The organism is Massilia oculi (genome assembly GCF_003143515.1).
GTDB lineage: Bacteria > Pseudomonadota > Gammaproteobacteria > Burkholderiales > Burkholderiaceae_D > Telluria > Telluria oculi.
Window position 1 is genome coordinate 5,323,396 of the sequence record NZ_CP029343.1, and the last position, 19,259, is coordinate 5,342,654.

Below are 19,259 nucleotides of genomic sequence, written 5' to 3' on the forward strand. Positions count from 1 at the left end.
GCTTGTCACCTGCCAGCATCGGTTCCTGGATCAAGACGACATGGTGGAACTATGAATGATCGATTCGACAATCGACTCGACCTGGCAACCGGTGCGGCGCCGCAAGACGCGGTGCTCGTCAGGCGACCCTTTCCGCCGTCCCTGCGCGCCCTGCTTGAGACATGCCACGAGAACGTGTTCTGCACCGAGGCGCGCTGCGTGGCGTTCCCGGCCGACGCCGAGGTGGCGTGCCATGTCGCGTTGCGCGACGGCGTTCCCGTCACGGGCGTGCTGTACCGCCGCGAAGGGGGCGCGATCACGGTGCTGAGCGAACTGTTCGCCATCGGAGGCGGCGCGCTCGAACAGATGGTGCGCTGCCTGTTCGGGCGGCACGAGGGCGTCCATTTCATCCATTTCCCGGCGGTGCAGACGCCGCCCTGGCCACTGCCGTTTCCGTGCCAGCGCTACGGCGCCACCGAAGACCTCGTGATCTCGCTGCCGGGCACGCCCTCGGCCTATCTCGCCAGCCTCGGACGAAATACCCGGGCGGCGATCCGGCGCGCCCAGCGGATGGTCGCGCAGCAGGCGCCAGACCTCGCGTTTTCCTTCCACGGCCCCGATACCATCGACCCGGCCGATATCGCCGCCCTGGTCGACCTCAACTGCCTGCGCCTGGCGCACAAGAAACAGTCCCCGAGCCACACGGCGGACTCGCTGGCCATGCTGGAGAGCATGCTTGGCGCGTATGGATGCGTCCTGTTCGCCCGCAGCGGCGGACGTATCCGCGCCGGCGTGGCGTGCACCCATGTGGGCGGGCATGCCTATATGCACGTGATCGCGCACGACCCCGGGTTCGACCAGGCCCGGCTCGGCCTGCTGTGCTGCTACCTGAGCATCTGCGAGTCGATCCGGCGCGGCATGCGCGAGTATCACCTGCTCTCCGGCCGCTACGACTACAAGCGCCGGCTGCGCGGGCAGCAGCGCGACTTCGACCGCATCGTCGTGTATCGCTCGCTGGCTTCGGTCATGGCGAGCCTGCCGACCTACGCCCGCACCCTGGTGCGCGGGCGGGGGCGCCAGGCAAAACAGCGCATTGCGTCCTGGAGGCGATCGTGGAAATCCTAGATATCGGCCGGCCCCTGACCGAACGGGAGCGCACCGGCCCGCCCGAACAGCTGCCATTGCTCTGGGACGAGGCGGAGGCGCCGGCGCCAGCACACGCGGCGCCACGCGCGGCGAGCGAGCGCGATGCCGTTATCGAACGCGAGACGCGGCGCGCCAAGACGGTGCTGCTGACCCTGCTCGGCGCGATCCTGCTGGCGTCTCACTTCCTGTGACACGAGGGCGCACACATGCCTGGAGCGACAGCCATGAACCGTGAAAAGAAGATCGTGATGCTCGGTACCCATGTCGATGGCTGCGGCGGCATCGCGTCGGTCATCGCGGTGTACCGGGCCGCGGGGCTGCTCGCGCGGCGCGACATCGTCTACCTTCCGACGCATCGCACCGGGCCGGGACGGGCCAAGGTCCACCTGTTCGCGCTGGCCCTGCTGGCCACGCTCCGCCTCCTGGCCAGGGGCGAGGTCGCGCTGCTGCACATTCACGTGGCCATCAACGCCAGCTTCTGGCGCAAGTATGTCTTCTTCCTGCTGGGTCATTTTTGCCGGGTGCCGGTCGCGCTGCACCTGCACGCGGGGCGTTACCCGGACTACTACCGCAACGGGTGCGGCCCGCTGGCCCGCCTGCTGATGCGCTTCGCCTTCGACCGGGCGCGGGCTGTCGTCGTCGTCTCGGGCGAACTGCAGGCCTGGGTGCGCACCGTCTCGTCCCAGGACCGCGTCGTCGTCCTGCACAACCCGGTGCTGCTGCCGCAGCGCGCGCATGGGGGCGCGCATGGCGCCCGGACAGCGCCCGCGCGCGCGCCGGCGACCTTGCTCTTCCTTGGCCATCTCGAGGCTGGCAAGGGCTGCCACGACCTGCTGCGCGCGATGCGCGCGATCGTCGCCGCCGTGCCGCAGGCGCGGCTGCTGCTGTGCGGCGACGGGCAGCGCGACGAGGCGCGCGCACTCATCGCGGCCCTCGGACTGCAGGCCAACGTCGACTTGCCGGGCTGGGTCAACGCAGGCGAACGCGCGGCGCTGCTCGACGCGGCGACCGTCTTCGTGCTGCCGTCGCACGCCGAAGGCTTGCCGATGAGCCTGCTCGAGGCGATGGCGCATGGCGTCCCGGTCGTTGCCACGGCCGTCGGCGGCATCCCGGAGGCGGTACGCGATGGGGTGGAGGGCGTGCTGGTCGCGCCCGGCGACACCACGGCGCTCGCCGACGCGGTGCTCGGCCTGCTGGCCGACCCGGCCGCCTGCCTGCGCCTGGGTGCGGCCGGCCGCGAGCGGGTCCGGACGGAGTTCTCCAGCACGCGGATGATCGCCACGCTGGAAGACCTGTACGAGAAGCTGGCGGCCAGGGAGGCGCGCCGGCCCGGCAGGCGCGAACGCTTCGACGAGAAAATCGGCTGACCGGGCCGCGCATCACGGGGGGAATCCATGAAGATATGGTTCGATCTATCCAATTCGCCGCACATCAATATGTTCCGCACGATGATCGGCGACTTGCAGCGGTCGCACGAGGTCATCGTCACCAGCCGCCCGCTGGCCAATACCGAGGACCTGCTGCGCATGCACCGCATTCCGCACACGACGGTGGGCGTGCACTATGGGCGCTCCCTGATCGGCAAGACCTTTGGCTTCCCGATCCGCATCGCGCAGCTGGTGCGCTTCCTGCGCCGGCGCGGGGTCGAAGTGGCGGTGTCGCAAAGCTCTTTCCACTCGCCGGTCGTGGCCCGGCTGCTGGGAATCCGGTCGGTCTACCTGAACGACAACGAGCATGCGGCCGGCAACGTGCCGGCCTTCGCCTGCGCCGACCGGATCATGGTGCCGGAATTCCTCACGGCCCGGAACCTCAGGCGCCAGGGTGCGTCGCTGGCCAAGGTGGAGCGCTATCCCGGCGTGAAGGAGGGCATCTACCTGTGGGAATATGCGCAGCGCTGCAGGGCCCCGACGGCGGCGCCGGCGCGCGTGCGCCGCTCGCAGGCGCCGCCGCGCATCTTCGTCCGCCCCGAGCCCTGGACGGCCCAGTATTACCGGGGGCCGAGGAACTTTCTGGACGACGTCATCGGCGCACTGCAGCACCGGGCCAGCGTCACCGTGCTGCCGCGCTCACGCGAGCAGTACCAGCATTACGCCGGCGCGGCATTCAGGGCTTGCCGCACCCTGTCCGGCGTGATCGACATCGAGACCATCGCCGGCCAATGCGACCTGTTCATCGGCGCGGGGGGCACCATGACGCGCGAGATGGCCGTGCTGGGCGTGCCCACCATCTCGGTCTACCAGGACGCGCTGCTCGATGTCGACCGCTACCTGATCGCCGAGGGCGCCTGCGCCCATCTGCCGGCGCTCACCGGGCAGGACGCCCTGGACTACCTGGCCTCGCGCGAGCGGGCCGCCCCCAATGCCGGCCTGCTCGCCAAGGGGCGCGCCGCCTACGACATGATCAAGCACGAGGTGACCCATGCACACGCCTGACACGCCCCCCATCCGCATCGCCATCGCCGGCCTGGGCAAGATGGGCCTGTCGCACCAGGCCCTTGTCAACGCCCATCCCCACCTGGAACTGGTCGCCGTCTGCGATCCCGCGACCTACCTGCTGGACATCATCGGCCGCTGTACCGGGGTGGCCACCTACAGCGACTATGCGCGCATGCTCGAGCGCGAGCGGCTCGATGCGGTGCTGGTCGCCACGCCATCGCGGCTGCACGCGCGGATGGTGCACGCGGCGCTCGAGCACGGACTCGACGTGTTCTGCGAAAAGCCGTTCTGCCTGGACGTCGAGGAAGGCGCGCGCCTGGTGGCGCTGGCCGCCGCGCGCGGCGCGGTGACCCAGGTCGGCTACCACAACCGCTTCCTGGGCACCTTCGAGGAGGTCCGGCGCCTGCTCGACGTGGACGTGATCGGGCGCGTGCATCACGCGCGCGTCGACTGCTATGGCCCGGTGGTGCTGCGCCCGAAGGGCGCCACCTGGCGCAGCAGCCGCAACGAGGGCGGCGGCTGCCTGTACGACTACGCATGCCACGGCATCGACCTGCTCAATTTCACGGTCGGCCCGCCCACCGGCGTATCCGGTTCGATCCTCAGCAGCGTCTTTTCCGCGTCGGCCGATGACGAGGTGTATGCCAACCTGTCTTATGCCGACGGCAAGACCGCGCAACTGTCCGCCAACTGGAGCGACGACAGCCACCGCAAGATGTCGACCACGCTCGTGTTGTGGGGCACCAACGGCAAGATCGAGGCCAGCCGCCAGGAACTGCACATCCATCTGCGCACGCCGGTGGCGGCCCGTCCCGACCTGTCGGCCGGCTGGAACGTCCGCTATACCACCGACCTGACCAGGCCGGTGTGGTTCTACCTGCGTGGCGAGGAATATTCGGCCCAGATCGACTATTTCGCCGAATCGATCCGGCAGCGCCGGGTCGACAGCCACTGCGGCCTGGCCGCGGGCCTGGCCACCGACATCGTGGCCGACATGATCCGGCGCGACGCCGCCAGCGCGGCCGGCGCCCGCGCCGACACCGTCACCGGCGCCGCGACGGACCTGGCGAGTGCGGGCGGCGTCCCGGGGCGCTGGGGAAGGCTGCGCGACGCAGTGCTGAGTTCGCCCGAAACGATCATGAAGGCATTGAAAGGGAGCCCTTGATGGACCGTATTCTATTTGGAGACAACCAGTTTTTCGGCATCAACCACATGTCGGACGAGCATGCCCGCGCCCAGAGCATGCAGTTCCAGAGCAACAAGGCGGTCATGGCGATGCTCGACGGCGTCCTGGAAGAGGGCATCGAGGTGCTGATGTGCACCACCCATGAGCGGGTCGCCGCGATCTGCGAGGCCATCCGCGCGCAGCCGGCGCGCTACCGCCAGTTGAAAATCTATCCCTGCATGCCTTACGCGCACAAGTATGCCAACGCGGTGTCCGAGCTGGGCATCATCGAAACGGTCCGCAAGTTCCTGCCGGATGAATCACCGCTGACGGTGGCGGTCATGAGCGGCATCGCCGTGGCGCGGCGCGATGTCGACGCCCTGATCCGGCGTCTGATCGACGCCGAAATGAAGATGTTCGCGGCGATCCCGACACCGGTGATCTTCCTGCAGAACGTGGTCACCGACCTGGCGCTGGGCCTCGGCTTCCATGACGCGCTGCTTACCTTCCACGACCATGTGCGCGAGCGCTACGGGGCTGAGCCCGGCTTCATCACCATGAACCTGCCGCGGCTGCTCGAGGCACTCGACGCCGTGGGCATCGACAACCCGATCGTCTGCGCCAACGTCAACAAGATCGGCTTTCGCATGTGCGGCGGCTTGCCGGCCTACGAGGAAACCGTCGCTACGCGCAAGTTCCGCGCGGTGGCGATGTCGGTGTTCGCGTCCGGCGCGATCCCGGCCGAGGAAGCGATCGAGTACGTCTGTGGCCAGCCGCGCATCGAATCGATCGTGTTCGGCGCCTCCAGCCTGGGCAAGGTGCGCCATACCAAATACCTGATCGACCACTATACGGCGCTGGGAAGGGGCGAGCCATGCAGCGTGCGGGTGCAGTGAAGCGGCTGCGCGTCGGCCTGTTGCTCGAGACGCGCGCGAGCGACGCCTATGCGGCGGCCCTGTGCGACTGGCTGGTGGAGAGCCGCGACCTCGAGCTGGCGCTGGTGCTGGTGTCTGACGGAGCGGCGCCTGGCCGGGCCGGGCGCAAGCGCCACCCGGCGGCCCAGGGGCGGACTGCGCCGCACACTGCGCCGCACACTGCGCCGCGAATTGCGCCGCGGATACCGCTGCTGTTTGCCGGCGTGATGGCCATCGAGCGACAGTTGCTGCGCCACTACGAGGCGCACCGCATGCACCTGGACGTGGTCGACGTGGCCGCCCTTGCCGCTGCGCGCCGGGTGCCGGTGCGCAGCGTGGCGCTGCCCGGCCTGGCGTCCGCCGCGGCGCCCGCTGCGGCGTCCGATGTGCTTGCGGATGCGGCGCCCGGGCCGGCGCTCCCGGCGATCTCGTATGCCGAGCTGGCCGGCCTGGAACTGGACCTGCTGGTGTGCTGCGATGGCGTCGCGTGCGACGAGCGTCTGGGCCGCGTGGCGCGCCTCGGCGCGATCGGCATCGACTACCGGCGCGACCAGATCGCCGGCAGCGCGCCCATCGGCTTCTGGGAAACCTACCACCGCGCGCGCAAGACCGGATTCGCCATCGTCCGGCTGGGACGGGCAGGGGAGGCGGGCCAGGTCCTGGTCGAGGGAGCGTTCCGCACCAAGTATGCCTTCCTGCTCAACCAGGCGCACCTGTTCTGCAAGGCGCATGCCCAGCTGCGCAGGCTGCTGGGCGACGTGGCCGCGACGGGCGCGCTGCCGGCCGCGCGCGACCCGGTTCCCTACTCGGGATGCTGCCCGGCGCAGCCGGACAGCCTGCATGCGCTGCTGTACACGCTCAAGCTGGCCGCGCGCCTCGGCATGCGCGGCGCGCGGCGCATGCTCGGCATCCGTCACAAATGGACGCTGTCGGTGACCCGCTCGGGATGGCGCAACGCCGCTCTGTGGCGCGGCGTGCCGGTGGCGGCGCCGGACGGGCATTTCTGGGCCGATCCCTTCCTGCGCGTCCATGCCGGAAGGGTGTACTGCTTCGTCGAAGACTATGTGTATGCCACCAATCGCGCGCATATCTCGGTGCTCGAGATTACCAAGGCCGACGTCAAGTGCCTCGGCGTGGCGCTGCAGGAGGGTTTCCACCTGTCGTTTCCCTTCCTGTTCGAATACGGGGGGCATCTCTATATGTGCCCCGAGACCTCCGAGAGCAACCAGATCCGCATCTACAAATGCGACGAGTTCCCGCTGCGCTGGTCGCTCGATTCGGTCGCCGTCGACGGCATCTCGGCCGCCGACTCGATGTTCTTCGAACACCGCGGACGCTGGTGGCTCCTCACCAGCATCGACCGCTCGGGCCTGAACGACCACTGTTCCGAGCTGTGCCTGTTCCATGCGCCCGATCCGCTCGGCGGAGCTTGGACGCCGCACCCCATGAACCCGCTCTACATCGATACCGACATGGGGCGCAATGCCGGCCTGATCGTGGACGAGGGACGCATCTACCGCGCCGCCCAGCGCCAGGGGTTCGACCAGTACGGCGAAGGCCTGGCCCTGTACGAGATCGTCGAGCTCGACGAGACCAGGTATTCCGAGCGCAAGGTCACCGACATCCGCCACGATTACCTGCAGCGCTCGCTCGGCAGTCACCATATCTCGTCGGACGGCAACGTGACCGTGGTCGATTTCAAGACCCATTGCTTCGCTCCCTGAAGGGCCGACCCGGCGACGACCCGACGAGAACCCCCATGAGCGATCCGATCCTGCCACCGCTGTCGCCGCCACCGTCGCCATCGATCCCGGCAGCCGTTGCGTGTCCGCCCGCCGCGGCCCGTCCGGCCGAGTCGGTGCTGGTGTACCTGGCCTGCCTGGGGGCGGCGCTGGCGGTCGGCATGGCGTGCGGGCTGCTCGGCGGCGTGCGCGCCGCCGCCGTCTTCGGCGCCGGCGTGCTGGCGCTGCTCGGCATGCGCGATTTCCGGGTCCTGGCCGTGGCGGCGGCCTTCCTGCTGCCCTATGTGCCGACCTGGTTCCTGTCCGAAGGCGTGGCCGGCGTGTCCGGCCAGCGCATCGTCGGCCTGGTGATGCTGCTCGCCCTGGTGTCGGTCGCCTGCGGCCATGCGCTCGACCCCTGGCGCATCCGTTATCCCCGCTGGCGGCCGGCCTTCCTGGCCTATGTCGCCGTGTTCGTGTTCGCCGCCCTCAACGGGGCCGGGTCGGCAAGCGCCATCCCGGAGTATTTCAGGGTGCTCGAGGTGGTGCGTGAAACGACGCCGCTGGGCTACCTCAGGGTGAGCCTGTTCGCCCCCGCGCTGATCATCGCCGGCTGTGCGATCGCGGGCCTGCTGGCGGCGAACGTGCACGATCCGCGCTGGATCCTGCTGCCGGTGCTGTCGTCGGCGGTGCTGCTGGCGGCGCTGGTCTGTGTGTTCGCGCTGCTCGGCGCCAGCGCCGGCGCCGACCTGGCGCAGCAGGAATCGCGGCGCTCCCTGTCGGTGCTGGGCCTGCATGCGAACGAGCTCGGCCTGCTGCTGAACATGGCGCTCGCGCTCGCGATCTGCGCCCTCGGGACGTCCAGGCGCGCCGTGGCCCGGATCGCGCTGGCGCTGGCCTGCCTGGTGCTGATGGCGGGCATCCTGATGACATTCTCGCGCGGCGCCTTCCTCGGGCTGGCGGTGGTGATCCTGTATGCGCTGGCGACCGCGCGCGGCCGCAGCTGGCTGCTGTGGGGACTGGTCGCATTGGCGCTGGTCGTGGCGCTGTCGTCCGATTCGCTGGCGCAGCGCGCCTTGCACGGCGTCGGCGGCGGCGACCTCGACTTTCTCAGCTCGGGCCGGATCGACGCCATCTGGCTGCCGCTCATTCCAGAAATACTCGACCACCCGATCCTGGGCGCTGGCCACGCATCGATCCTGTGGTCGCAGGCGGCGCAGGCGCGCACGATTTTGCCGGTGAGCCACCCGCACAGCGCCTACCTGGCCTCGCTGCTCGACGTCGGCATCGTCGGCAGCGTGCTGACCGCGCTGTTCTTCGCCCATGCCTGGCGGCTGCTGCGGCGCGCGGCGCGCCAGGCCGCCCGACTCGCCCAGGGGGCGCTGGCCGGGTTCTTCGGTGGCGGCGCGGCCTGCATCCTGCTGCTGCTGGTCCAGGGCCTGACCGACGACAGCTTCATGCCGGCGTTCACGCATGTGTATTTCTGGCTGTGCTACGGCGCGGCGGTCGGGACCCTGGCCCGTGCGCCGTCCGCGCAGGCGGCGGGCGCCACGGCGCGGGGCCGGCCCGCAGCGGGGGAGGCCTCATGAAAGTCTGTTTCGTCGGCATGGACAACCTGCCGGTGCTGGCCGAAGAATTCAATATGCACGGGATTGGCGGCGAGCAGGTCCAGCAGACGCTGCTGGCCGGCGCACTGGTGCGGCGCGGCATCGAGGTCAGCATGGTCGTGTTCGACTACGGCCAGGCCGACCGCCGCAGCTGGTCGGGCATCGTCACCCACCGCGCGTTCCGCCAGGCGGCCGGACTGCCGGTGCTGCGCTTCGTGTATCCACGCTGGATCAAGACCTGGCGCGCGCTGCGGCGCGCCGATGCCGACGTGTACTACCTGAGCTGCGCCGGCATGCAGCTGGGGCTGGTGGCGCTGTTCTGCCGTCTCCACGGTCGCAAGCTGGTGTTCCGGGTCGCGCACGACAGCGACTGTGAGCCGGATGCGCTCCTGATCAAGTACCGGCGCGACCGCAAGCTGTACGAATACGGTTTGCGGCGGGCGCACCTCGTGCTGGTCCAGACGCAGCGCCAGCGCGCCGCCATGCTGCAGAACTATCGGCGCCACAGCACCGTCGCGCGCATGCTGGTGCAGCCGGCGGCGCAGCCGGTGGAACGCGATATCGACGTGCTGTGGGTGAACAACCTGCGCCAGTTCAAGCGTCCCGACCTGCTGCTCGAGCTCGCGCGCCGCCTGCCGCGGCTGCGTTTCTGCATGATCGGGGGAGAGCAGCCCGGCGCCGCCGAACTGTACGCCGGCATCGCGGCGCAGGCCGCACAGCTGCCGAACCTGTCCTTCAGCGGCCGCGTGCCGTACCACAGGATGGCCGGGCGCTACGCGGCGGCGCGCGTGTTCGTCAATACCTCGGACAGCGAAGGTTTCCCCAACTCCTACCTGCAGGCGTGGATCCACGGCACGCCCACGGTCGCCTTCTTCGACCCCGACGGCGTGATTGCCCGCGAAGGACTCGGCCATGCGGCAACCACGCTCGACGACATGGCGGCGCAGGTCGCCGCGCTGGCCGCGGGCGGCGCCGACTGGCACGCGCGCAGCGCGCGCTGCCGCGCCTACATGGAGCGGCATTATGCCGAGCAGGACGTGCTCGGCCCCTATCTGGATGGACTCGAGGAGGTCTGCCATGGAACAAGCAACTGAACGGCCGCTGCAGGTGATGTTCCTGGTCGTGTCGGCCAGCGTCGGCGGGGCCGAGACCCATGCGGTGACGCTGGCGCAGGCGCTCGACCAGCGCCGCTTCTCGGTGTCGCTGGTCTACCTGAAGGACGAGGCCGAGATCCCCGGCGCCTTCGACGACGAGCATTGCCGGGTGTCGGCGTTTTGCCTGAACGCCCGCAACAAGCTCGACCTGGGAGCGGTGCGCCGGCTGGCGGACTATGCGGCAGAGCGCCAGGTCGACATTATCGTCTGCGCCAACCCGTATCCGCTGATCTATGCATGGGCGGTGCGGCTGCTGTCGCGCAAACGCCTGCGTGTGGTCGAGATCCTGCATTCGACCGAGCCGTTCACGCGGCGCGCCTGGCTGCAGATGGTTCTGTACCGGCCCCTGATGTGGATGTCGGACCTGCTGGTCTTCGTCTGCAAGAACCAGCGCTCGTACTGGGAAACCCAGCGGGTGCGGGCGCGCAGTTCCCAGGTAGTGCACAACGGCGTGGACCTCGGCCGCTTCAGGAACGACTTCGGACCGGCGCAGATCTGCGCCTTCCGCCGCCTGAACGGCTTCGCGGACCACGACTACGTGGTCGGGATCTGCGGGATCCTGCGCCAGGAGAAAGGGCACCAGGACCTATTGCGCGCGCTCCACATGGCGCACGCTGCCGGCACCTGCGCAAAGTGCCTGATGATCGGCGACGGGCCGATGCGGCCGGCGATCGAGTCCACCATCGAGCGCCTGTGCCTGACCGGAGATGTCGCGATCACGGGCGTGCTGGCCGACGTGCGGCTGGCCATCGCCTCGTGCGACGTGATCGTGGTGCCCTCGCACAACGAGACGTTTTCGATCGCGGCGCTCGAGGCGATGGCCCTGGGCAAGCCCCTGATCATGGCCGACGTGGGCGGCGCGTCGGAGCAGGTCGAGCATTCGGGCAATGGCTATCTGTATCCGAAGGCCGACGTGGCCGCGCTGTCCGACCGCATCCTGCGCATGGCCGATCCCGGCTGCCGCAACGCGTTCGGCGCCGCCAGCCTGCGCAAGGTGATCCGCGAATTCTCGCTGACGCGGATGGTGGACGCCTATGCGCGCGAACTCATCGACCTGGCGCGCCACTGACATGGGACGCGCCGGTCCAGCCATGGGAGTGAGCCGGTCGGCGGCGTTCCTGACCGCCGGCGGCATGGTCGAGTTCGCCTTGCAGTTCCTGCTGCCGGTAATCCTGGTGCGCCAGCTCGACCCTGATGGCTTCGGCCAGTACCGCTACCTGACCTTGATGCTGGGCACGGCGCTGGCGCTGGCGCCGGCCTTCATGCCGCAGGCGCTGTACTACTTCCTCCCGCGCGCCGGCGGCCGGCAACTGACGGTGATCGGCAACGCCGCCGCCTGGCTGGCCTGCATGGGCCTGGTCGTGGCCTTCCTTGTCAGTCCGGTCAGTCCGCTCGCGGGCGAGCTGCTCGGCGCGCTGCACCGGGCCACGCACGGCCTGTCGGCGCTGTACCTCGGCCTGTCGGTGCTGCTGACGATCGTGACCACGCTGGCGATCGCCGAGGGGCGCATCCTGTGGCACTGCAGTACCGAGCTGGCGCTGGCCCTGCTGCGCACCGCGCTGGTGGCCACGGCCGCAGTGCTGTCGCACGACATCGCCTGGGTGGTGGCGGCGCTGGTGCTCGATGCCACGCTGCGCCTGGCGGTGCTGGCGGCCTACCTCCTGACGCGGCCAGGCGGGGCGCGCCTGCGTTGCGAGCCGGCGAGCCTGCTGGCGCAATTGCGCTATGCACTGCCGTTCGCCGCGGGCGGCAGCCTGTTCGCCATGCGGGCCCAGGCCGACGGCTGGATCGCCGCCTCGGCGATGCCGCCGCAGGTCTTCGCCGCGTTCACCATCGGCGCCGTGGTGCTGCCGGTCGCCACGCTGATCCGCCAGCCGATCAACAGCGCCATGCTCCCGCACCTGAACCGTGCCTTCGCCGCTGGCGCCCGCGCCGAAGTCCATGCGCTGCTGCTCAAGGGGAACGGGGCGGCGACGCTGCTGCTGGCGCCGCTGGCCTGTGCGCTGATCCTGCTGGCGCCCGAGATCGTGGCGCTGGTGTACACCGAACGCTACCTGGCGGCGGTCCCGGTGATGCGCCTGTACTTGCTGCTGGTCGTGCTGCAGTCGGTGGCGGTCGGCTTCGCGATGCCGGCGCTCGACATGGGCCGGCTGGCGCTCCGAATCAATCTTGCCGGGCTGGCGCTGTCCGTCACCCTGAGCCTGGCCGGCGTGCACCGGTTCGGCCTGGCCGGGGCGGCGCTCGGCAGCGTGGCCGCCTTCCTGCTATGCGAACTCGCGAATGCGCGCGCCGTCGGGAAGGTGCTGGAGCGGCCATGGCGCGCGATGTTCCCGCTGCGGCTGGCGGGGCTGGTGCTGGGCGCCTGCGTGGCGGGAATCCTGGCTGCCGCATGGTGGGCGCCGGCGTTCGGCGCCGATCCGTGGCGCTCCCTCGGGGGCAAGCTGGGCGTGTACGCCGCCGCGACGCTGGTGCTGTTTGCCGCGGGTGGCGGCCTGGGAGAGCTGCGCCGCCTGAGCGCGCCGTTCGCCGTTGCCGGCGTGGCGCCGGTCGCGGTGCGGCCGCCATCGGCCTGAAGCGGCGATTCCTGGAGCAGCTAGTAGCTGGAACCCGCTTCAGCGCCGGCTGGGGGCGCTTGAAGCACGAATACTGCTTGCTGAGTTGCCGATCGCTTTGATCTAACTCAGCAAGTAATGGGTTTATGGCGCTAGGGTGGTGGTAGCACGCTTGCCTTCACGCGTCACGTCATGGAGAGCTGATGGGGATAGGCTCTTGAACAGCCGCGCAGCAGTGCGCTGTGCCGGTCCAACCGAGGGAACAGCATGGGCAAGAACGAGATCCTGACACCGGAAGCAACGCCATTGGACAGGTTCGATCCCGGTCCTGCGCTGGTGCCCTTCAGGCTGGCGGAACATGTCGGGGTCATGGTGCGCCACCGGCTGTTCATCCTTCTGGTGACGGTGTCGGTGACGGCGCTGGGCACCCTCTACGCCCTGGCGCGGCCACCGTCCTATACGGCCAACCTGCTGATCCACGTGACCGACATGCGCTCGTACGAGCCGCGCACGCTGCTCGGCCATGCCACGCCGGCCGCGGCCTACCGGCGCGCCATGGCCGAAGCCGAACTGCTGCGCTCGCGCGCGGTCATCGGGACGGCCGCGACGCGCCTGCGGCTGGACGTGGTGGCCGAGCCGCGCTACTTCCCGGCGATCGGCACGGCGCTGGCGCGCTGGAATGCGCGCCACGGCCTGGCGCCCGCGCCCTATGGCGGCTACGCCTGGGGCGGCGAGCGCATCCGGGTGAGCGAGCTGGCGGTGCCCCCGGACCTCCTCGACCAGCCGCTCCAGGTTACGCGCCTCGACCGGGAGCGCTACAGCCTGAGCGTCGGGGACGGAAGCCGCGCCGTCGTCGGCCGGGTCGGCACGCCGCTGGCGGCGGCGCGGGACGGCGGCAGCGTGCGCCTGACGATCGATGCGCTGGAGGGCGCGCCCGGCGCCGCCTACCTGGTCGCGCGGCGCTCGGTCCCGGCCGTGATCGACGAGATCGGCGCCGCGCTGGACATCGCCGAGCTCGGCAAGGACACCGGCGTGCTCAGCGTGAGGCTCGAGGGCGCCGAGCCGCGCCGGCTCACGGCCATCCTCAACGAGATCGGCAATGTCTATATGGAGCATGTGCGCAGCGAGAAAGCGAGCGAGTCGACCGGTTCGATGGACGTGCTGCGCGCGCGCCTTCCCGCCCTGCGCCAGCGCGTCGCCGCCGCCGAGGAGCGCTACGAATCCTACCGCCGCCAGCACGGCGCCGCCGACGTTGTCGAGGATACGCGGCTGGCGCTCGGCCGGCTGTCAGCGACCCGCGAGCAACTGGCCCAGCTGCAGCGCAGGCGCGCCGAGCTGGGCGTGCGCTTCGGCGACCGGCATCCGGAGCTGCTGGCGCTGGACCGGCAGCTCGACGGGGTGCGCCAGGAAATTGCCGGCCTCCAGGCCGAGGCCGGGCGCCTGCCCGCCGTGGCGACCGAGCTCGAGCGGCTCGCGCGCGACCTGAAGGCCGAGACCGAGCTGTATAACTCGGTGCTGCGCAGAACCGAGGAACTCGACGTCGATGCCGGAGACCGCTCCAGCAACGTCAGGATCGTCGACGAGGCGATCGTGCCAGTCAAGCCGGCCGGTTCGCGCAAGGTGATCGTCGCACTGTCCGTCGTGCTCGGCCTGTTCTTCGGCATCGCCGGGGCCTTCGTCCTGACCTTGCGTGAACGGCTGCGCCAGCCGATTCGGGGGGAGGCATGAAGCGGATCGCGCGCATCGGGGTCGTCCTGCTGGCCGCCTGCGCGCTATGCCTGCTGCGCATCGCCCTCGTGCTGCTGGGGACCACGGTCTATCTGTTGCTGCTGCCAGGTGTGATCGCCATGAAGCGCGACTATCCCCGTGCCGACCGGGTCTTCCTGTGGTGCGCGCTGCTGGGCTGGACCGGGGTGGGCTGGATCGCGGCCATGGTCTTCGTGCTGACGCGGCGGACCAACCCCACGCACGCGCATGCCGGTCGTCAGCCCTCCATGGCCACCGGTGACGGCACCGTCGTATTTACCAAGCGCGGTCGGGACTGCTAGCCGCGCACACCCACCAGCTTGTGCACCAGCTCCGACGAAGTCGATGCCGCGAATTTGCGCATCAGGCTGGCCCGGTGCATTTCCACCGTGCGCGGACTCAAGGCCGTATCGCGTGCGATCATCTTGCTCGTCTTTCCTTCCACCAGCAGGGCCGCGATCTCGCGCTCGCGTGGGGTCAGTTGCGCCGTCACCGGGCGTTTTTCGCTGACGTCCTCGAAGGTCCAGACCCCGGCGCCCAGCGGCTGGGAGGGATCCAGCGCGCGCCCGGTCACGTGGCACCAGAACAGCTCGCCGCTGGCGCGGCGCATGATGCGCTCGTCCGAATAGCGTCCCTTGGCGTTCATGATGGGGATGATGCGGTCGCCCGTGCGCAGGAACTCGTCCATGGTCGGGTACAGGACGCTGAACGATTGTCCGTCGAGCTTGCCGTCGGCATAGCCGAACATCGCCGCCAGCGCGCCGTTGCAGGTCTGGATCACCCGGTCGACCGAGACGCACATGCCCACCGGCGCGTGCTGGAAGATCATCTCGTAATCGATGACGCAAGTAGGATTCATCTGATGCAGATCGACAGCTGTGCTCATTCGCGGTGGTATGTGTGGAGGATTGCCGTAGTTCTACGGTATTGTGCTTCGTTGTCACGTATTCTATGCTGAGTGTCTACTCAGTAGTACAGAAGAGATTTGGCTTAGAACCTGTTCCGGTAGGCGCCGCAGGCACGACTCTCGCCTGCCGGGATTGGTTCACAACTATAAAAGGGACGGGTATGAATAAAGTTTATCCAGACGCGCGCGCCGCCCTGGCCGGCATCGTTCAGGACGGCCAGACCATCGCCGTGGGCGGCTTCGGCCTGTGCGGCATTCCGGAAGCCCTGATCGCGGCGCTGCGCGATTCGGGCGTCAAGAATCTCACCGCCATTTCCAACAACGCCGGCGTGGACGGTTTCGGCCTTGGCCAGCTGCTGGAAACGCGTCAGATCAAGAAGATGATCTCGTCCTACGTGGGCGAGAACAAGGAATTCGCGCGCCAGTTCCTGGCCGGCGAGCTCGAACTCGAGTTCACCCCGCAGGGCACCCTGGCCGAGAAGCTGCGCGCCGGCGGCGCCGGCATCCCGGCCTTTTACACCAAGACCGGCTACGGCACCATCGTTGCTGAAGGGAAAGAGACCCGTGAGTTCAACGGCGAGCACTACGTGATGGAGCACGCGCTGTTCCCTGACGTGTCGCTGGTCAAGGCCCATATGGCCGACCGCGCCGGCAACCTGGTGTTCCGCAAGACCGCCCGTAACTTCAATCCGAATGTGGCCATGGCCGGCAAGGTCTGCATCGTGGAAGTCGAACAGCTGGTCGAGATCGGCGAGATCGATCCGGACCAGGTGCACCTGGCCAGCATCTTCGTGCATCGCATCGTCCACAATCCGACGCCCGAGAAACGCATCGAACAGCGCACCGTACGCGCTTGATCACCCACATTCGGAGACAAGAACATGGCATGGACTCGTGATGAAATGGCCGCGCGCGCGGCCCGGGAGCTGCAGGACGGCTTCTATGTGAACCTGGGCATCGGCTTGCCGACCCTGGTCGCCAACTATGTACCCCAGGATATCGAGGTGTTCCTGCAGTCCGAGAACGGCCTGCTGGGCATCGGACCGTTCCCCACCGAAGACCAGGTCGACGCCGACCTGATCAACGCCGGCAAGCAGACCGTGACGGCGCTGCCCGGCTCGGCATACTTCAGCTCGGCCGATTCCTTCGGCATGATTCGCGGCGGCAAGATCAACCTGGCGATCCTGGGCGCGATGCAGGTGTCGGAACATGGCGACCTGGCCAACTGGATGATCCCAGGCAAGATGGTGAAGGGCATGGGCGGCGCGATGGACCTGGTCGCCGGCGTCAAGCGCGTGGTGGTCGTGATGGAACACGTCGCCACCGCCAAGGATGGCAGCACCAGCCACAAGATCCTCAAGAAATGCGACCTGCCGCTGACCGGCGTCGGCGTGGTCGACCGCATCATCACCGACCTCGGCGTGATCGACGTGACCGATACCGGCCTCAAGGTGGTCGAACTGGCCCCCGGCGTGAGCCGTGACGAGATCGTGGCCGCGACCGGCTGCGAACTCGACACGTCGGCGCTGTAGTCGGCGCGGTTCAAAACGACAAAAGGGCGCGGGTGACCAGCGCCCTTTTGTCATTCCGGCGTGCCGGATGACGACTGCTCCATCTTGCTGCAAGAGGCGTGGTTCGCGGCCGCCTGCGCTGCGCCGGCCCGCATCATTCCGGTACCCAGGCGTATTTCAGATCGGTCCATTGTTCCTTCGGCGCTCCGTTCACCGTGCCCGGCTGGAACCGGCATCTGGCGAGCGCCGCGCGGGCCGCTTCGTCCAGCGAGGCGTTGCCGCTGGTCTTGCGCACCACCGCTTCGCGCACCGTGCCGTCGGCCCTCACCAGGAAGGCGAGGGTGACCGTCCCTTCGACCTTGGCGGCCAGCGCCTGCGGCGGATATTCCGGCTTGCGGCAAGACTTGAAGTTCACGACCGGCTCGGTGGTGACACTGTCCGGCATCGCGGCGAAGGGATTGACCGGCGCCGTCTGGGTGCAGCCGGCAAGCAGGGCCAGTCCGAATGCCGTCAGCGCGGCTTTCCTGCGCGGATGGGTGAGGGTGCGAAACAGCGGTTTGTTGCGTGACATTCCTTCTCCTTCGTTGGCCGCCCCGATCGGATGTCTGGTGGCGGCTGTGCACGTCGATCCGCCGGGCGTCCCCGGTGGATCGTTCATGCCCTTAGTTTAACTGCCAGACATAGGATACCTTGGTCCAGGCCTGGACCGGCTTGCCGCCGGCCAGCGCCGGCTTGAAGCTGCACTTGACCAGGGCGGAGCGCGCCGCTTCGTCCAGGCCGGCATGGCCGCTCGATTTCTCGACCTTGTTTTCCTTGACCTTGCCGTCGGCGCCGACCAGGAAGCTCAGGTCGACCGTGCCCTCGTGTCTGGCGCCGAGGTCGGCGGCCGGATACGTCGGCTTGGCGCACGATGAAAATTCGGCGATCGCCTGCTGGTCGACTCGCTGCGCCGTCGCCTGCGCCGGCTGGGCGTTGGCGAAAACGGCGGCGCTCAGGACGGCCAGGCCGATGACCGGGATGGCTGCCTTCCAGCTCGGGGCGTGGTGTTCGGGACGAACCAATCGTGTGATACGTTTCATCAGATTTCCTCCGTTGGCCGCTTGGGCCAGGTGGTGGGTGGAGAACTGGAGCTTGTCCAGTTCGGAAAGGGCAAGGGCCAGGCGCCGCGGTTCGCCCAGTTGCCTTGCCGCGATATCGTCGGCGATGTGTTCGCGCTCGGTGCGGATGCGCCCCGAGATCCACCACACGGCCGGGTGATAGAAGAGCAGCGTCTCGACCACGTTCTGGGCCAGGTTGACCAGGTAGTCGTGACGCCGGATATGGGCCACTTCGTGCGCCAGCAGCGCTTCGAGCAAAGGCGGCGGCATGCCAGTCACCAGCGATGCGGGCACCAGCACCACCGGCCGCCACCAGCCGGCGGTCACCGGGCTGGACAAGCCTTCGACCAGGCGCAGGCGCACCGGACGCGTGACACCGCATTGCGCCGCCAGCCGATCGAGGCCGGCCTGCCAGGCGGCGTGGCCCGTGTCGCTTGCCGCCGCGCGCCGTATCCAGGCCAAGCCCAGGCCCATGCGCATGGCCAGCACGAGGGCGCAGGCGGCCCAGCACGCCACGATCCAGGCGAGGTGCTCGCGCAGCAGGGCGTCCCAGAACAGGCCGTCCTGCATGGCGGGGGCCGTCGATGCAGCGTCGAAGATGGCGCCGGCGTGGCTGCCGCCGGCGTCCTGCAGGCGCAGGACGAGGCCCGCGGCCGGCAGCGCCAGGCACAGGAACAGTCCGGTACAAGCCACCGTGTAGCGGTGTTCGGCGCGGGCCTTGCGCATGGCGAACAGGGCCAGGGCCACCGCGAGGCCGATCAGCGCGCCCTGCCAGATAAAGTGGATCAGGGTCCAGCCGATGCTGGCGACAAGATGCGCGCTGCTCATTCCTTGTCCCCATCCTTCAGCAATTGCTCGATCTCGTCGCGTTCCTTCTTCGAGATGCCGCTTTTCAGCGCCGCCAGCACCAGCGCCTTGGCGGAACCGGAGAAGGCGCGCTGCATCAGGTCTTGCAGCAGATTGGTCTGCAGGGCGTCGCGTTCATGCACGGGCGCATACACATGGGAACGTTCGGTCTCGTCACGGCTGAGCAAACCCTTGCCGTGCATGACCTGCATCAGGCGCAAGACCGTGGCATAGGTGACGTCGGGACGTTGCGGAAGCATCGCCTCGTGCACCTGCTTGGCGGTGGCGGCGCCGAGCGGCCACAGCACCTGGAGAAGGTCGAGTTCGGCGGGCGTGGGCTTGGGAGTGTCGGGGGAGCGCGGCATGAATGACCCCGTCTGTTCAGGATGAGTCTAGATTATCCTGTCTAGATCGATATGTCTACATCAATTCGTGCGTTCATGCGTGCCGGGTGATGCCGGCATTGCTGCAGTGCTGAT

Annotated in this window: 19 protein-coding genes; 15 read left to right on the forward strand and 4 right to left on the reverse strand. The window is 68.7% G+C overall.

Features of this window, described 5'->3' with window-relative positions; all coding sequences use genetic code 11:
• Positions 1 to 51 precede the first annotated feature (51 nt).
• From DIR46_RS23915 to DIR46_RS23975, 13 genes are all read left to right on the forward strand, one after another.
• A complete protein-coding gene (locus DIR46_RS23915; protein WP_109347465.1) occupies positions 52 to 1,104 on the forward strand; it encodes a GNAT family N-acetyltransferase in 1,053 nt (350 codons plus the stop codon).
• Positions 1,092 to 1,316: a hypothetical protein gene (locus tag DIR46_RS23920; protein WP_109347466.1), complete on the forward strand. Its 225-nt coding sequence runs from the start codon at positions 1,092 to 1,094 to the stop codon at positions 1,314 to 1,316. The genes DIR46_RS23915 and DIR46_RS23920 overlap by 13 nt, the downstream gene beginning before the upstream one ends.
• Before the next feature lie 33 nt (positions 1,317 to 1,349).
• Positions 1,350 to 2,492 (forward strand): glycosyltransferase family 4 protein, encoded by a 1,143-nt coding sequence (locus DIR46_RS23925; RefSeq protein WP_162819615.1) that lies wholly within the window; start codon positions 1,350 to 1,352, stop codon positions 2,490 to 2,492.
• A gap of 27 nt (positions 2,493 to 2,519) precedes the next feature.
• On the forward strand, positions 2,520 to 3,557 hold the full coding sequence (locus DIR46_RS23930; protein ID WP_109347468.1) for a DUF354 domain-containing protein: 1,038 nt from the start codon (positions 2,520 to 2,522) through the stop codon (positions 3,555 to 3,557).
• Entirely contained in the window at positions 3,544 to 4,725 is a 1,182-nt protein-coding gene (locus DIR46_RS23935; protein ID WP_109347469.1) for a Gfo/Idh/MocA family protein, read from the forward strand. The genes DIR46_RS23930 and DIR46_RS23935 overlap by 14 nt, the downstream gene beginning before the upstream one ends.
• Complete coding sequence (locus DIR46_RS23940) at positions 4,725 to 5,621, forward strand: hypothetical protein (protein WP_109347470.1); 897 nt, start codon at positions 4,725 to 4,727, stop codon at positions 5,619 to 5,621. The genes DIR46_RS23935 and DIR46_RS23940 overlap by 1 nt, the downstream gene beginning before the upstream one ends.
• Positions 5,600 to 7,363 carry a glucosamine inositolphosphorylceramide transferase family protein gene (locus DIR46_RS23945; protein WP_162819616.1) on the forward strand — a complete coding sequence of 588 codons (1,764 nt, stop codon included), beginning with the start codon at positions 5,600 to 5,602 and terminating at the stop codon, positions 7,361 to 7,363. Before DIR46_RS23940 ends, DIR46_RS23945 begins: the two co-directional genes overlap by 22 nt.
• Positions 7,364 to 7,398: 35 nt before the next feature.
• On the forward strand, positions 7,399 to 8,949 hold the full coding sequence (locus DIR46_RS23950) for an O-antigen ligase family protein (RefSeq protein WP_109347472.1): 1,551 nt from the start codon (positions 7,399 to 7,401) through the stop codon (positions 8,947 to 8,949).
• On the forward strand, positions 8,946 to 10,061 hold the full coding sequence (locus DIR46_RS23955) for a glycosyltransferase family 4 protein (RefSeq protein ID WP_109347473.1): 1,116 nt from the start codon (positions 8,946 to 8,948) through the stop codon (positions 10,059 to 10,061). Before DIR46_RS23950 ends, DIR46_RS23955 begins: the two co-directional genes overlap by 4 nt.
• The gene (locus tag DIR46_RS23960) at positions 10,045 to 11,190 is read left to right on the forward strand and encodes a glycosyltransferase (RefSeq protein ID WP_162819617.1); all 1,146 of its coding nucleotides are present in this window, start codon (positions 10,045 to 10,047) and stop codon (positions 11,188 to 11,190) included. The genes DIR46_RS23955 and DIR46_RS23960 overlap by 17 nt, the downstream gene beginning before the upstream one ends.
• Positions 11,156 to 12,694, forward strand: a complete 1,539-nt coding sequence (locus DIR46_RS23965) for an oligosaccharide flippase family protein (protein ID WP_109347475.1) — start codon at positions 11,156 to 11,158, stop codon at positions 12,692 to 12,694. The genes DIR46_RS23960 and DIR46_RS23965 overlap by 35 nt, the downstream gene beginning before the upstream one ends.
• Positions 12,695 to 12,940: 246 nt before the next feature.
• Positions 12,941 to 14,401, forward strand: a complete 1,461-nt coding sequence (locus DIR46_RS23970) for a GNVR domain-containing protein (RefSeq protein WP_109347476.1) — start codon at positions 12,941 to 12,943, stop codon at positions 14,399 to 14,401.
• Positions 14,398 to 14,721 (forward strand): superinfection immunity protein, encoded by a 324-nt coding sequence (locus DIR46_RS23975; protein WP_109347477.1) that lies wholly within the window; start codon positions 14,398 to 14,400, stop codon positions 14,719 to 14,721. The genes DIR46_RS23970 and DIR46_RS23975 overlap by 4 nt, the downstream gene beginning before the upstream one ends.
• On the opposite strand, the gene DIR46_RS23980 is transcribed toward DIR46_RS23975, so the two are convergent.
• Positions 14,718 to 15,278 (reverse strand): PAS and helix-turn-helix domain-containing protein, encoded by a 561-nt coding sequence (locus DIR46_RS23980; RefSeq protein ID WP_109347478.1) that lies wholly within the window; start codon positions 15,276 to 15,278, stop codon positions 14,718 to 14,720. The genes DIR46_RS23975 and DIR46_RS23980 overlap by 4 nt on opposite strands.
• Before the next feature lie 209 nt (positions 15,279 to 15,487).
• On the opposite strand from DIR46_RS23980, the gene DIR46_RS23985 reads away from it, so the two are divergent.
• Positions 15,488 to 16,183, forward strand: coding sequence for a CoA transferase subunit A (locus DIR46_RS23985; protein WP_109347479.1), 696 nt, complete (start codon positions 15,488 to 15,490; stop codon positions 16,181 to 16,183).
• Positions 16,184 to 16,207: 24 nt separating this feature from the next.
• Positions 16,208 to 16,858: a 3-oxoacid CoA-transferase subunit B gene (locus DIR46_RS23990; protein WP_109347480.1), complete on the forward strand. Its 651-nt coding sequence runs from the start codon at positions 16,208 to 16,210 to the stop codon at positions 16,856 to 16,858.
• A gap of 133 nt (positions 16,859 to 16,991) precedes the next feature.
• On the opposite strand, the gene DIR46_RS23995 is transcribed toward DIR46_RS23990, so the two are convergent.
• The 3 genes from DIR46_RS23995 to DIR46_RS24005 form a co-directional block, all read right to left on the reverse strand.
• Complete coding sequence (locus DIR46_RS23995) at positions 16,992 to 17,408, reverse strand: energy transducer TonB (protein ID WP_162819618.1); 417 nt, start codon at positions 17,406 to 17,408, stop codon at positions 16,992 to 16,994.
• A gap of 91 nt (positions 17,409 to 17,499) precedes the next feature.
• Positions 17,500 to 18,762, reverse strand: coding sequence for a M56 family metallopeptidase (locus DIR46_RS24000; RefSeq protein WP_109347482.1), 1,263 nt, complete (start codon positions 18,760 to 18,762; stop codon positions 17,500 to 17,502).
• Positions 18,759 to 19,145: a BlaI/MecI/CopY family transcriptional regulator gene (locus DIR46_RS24005; protein ID WP_109347483.1), complete on the reverse strand. Its 387-nt coding sequence runs from the start codon at positions 19,143 to 19,145 to the stop codon at positions 18,759 to 18,761. Before DIR46_RS24005 ends, DIR46_RS24000 begins: the two co-directional genes overlap by 4 nt.
• Positions 19,146 to 19,259: the final 114 nt, after the last annotated feature.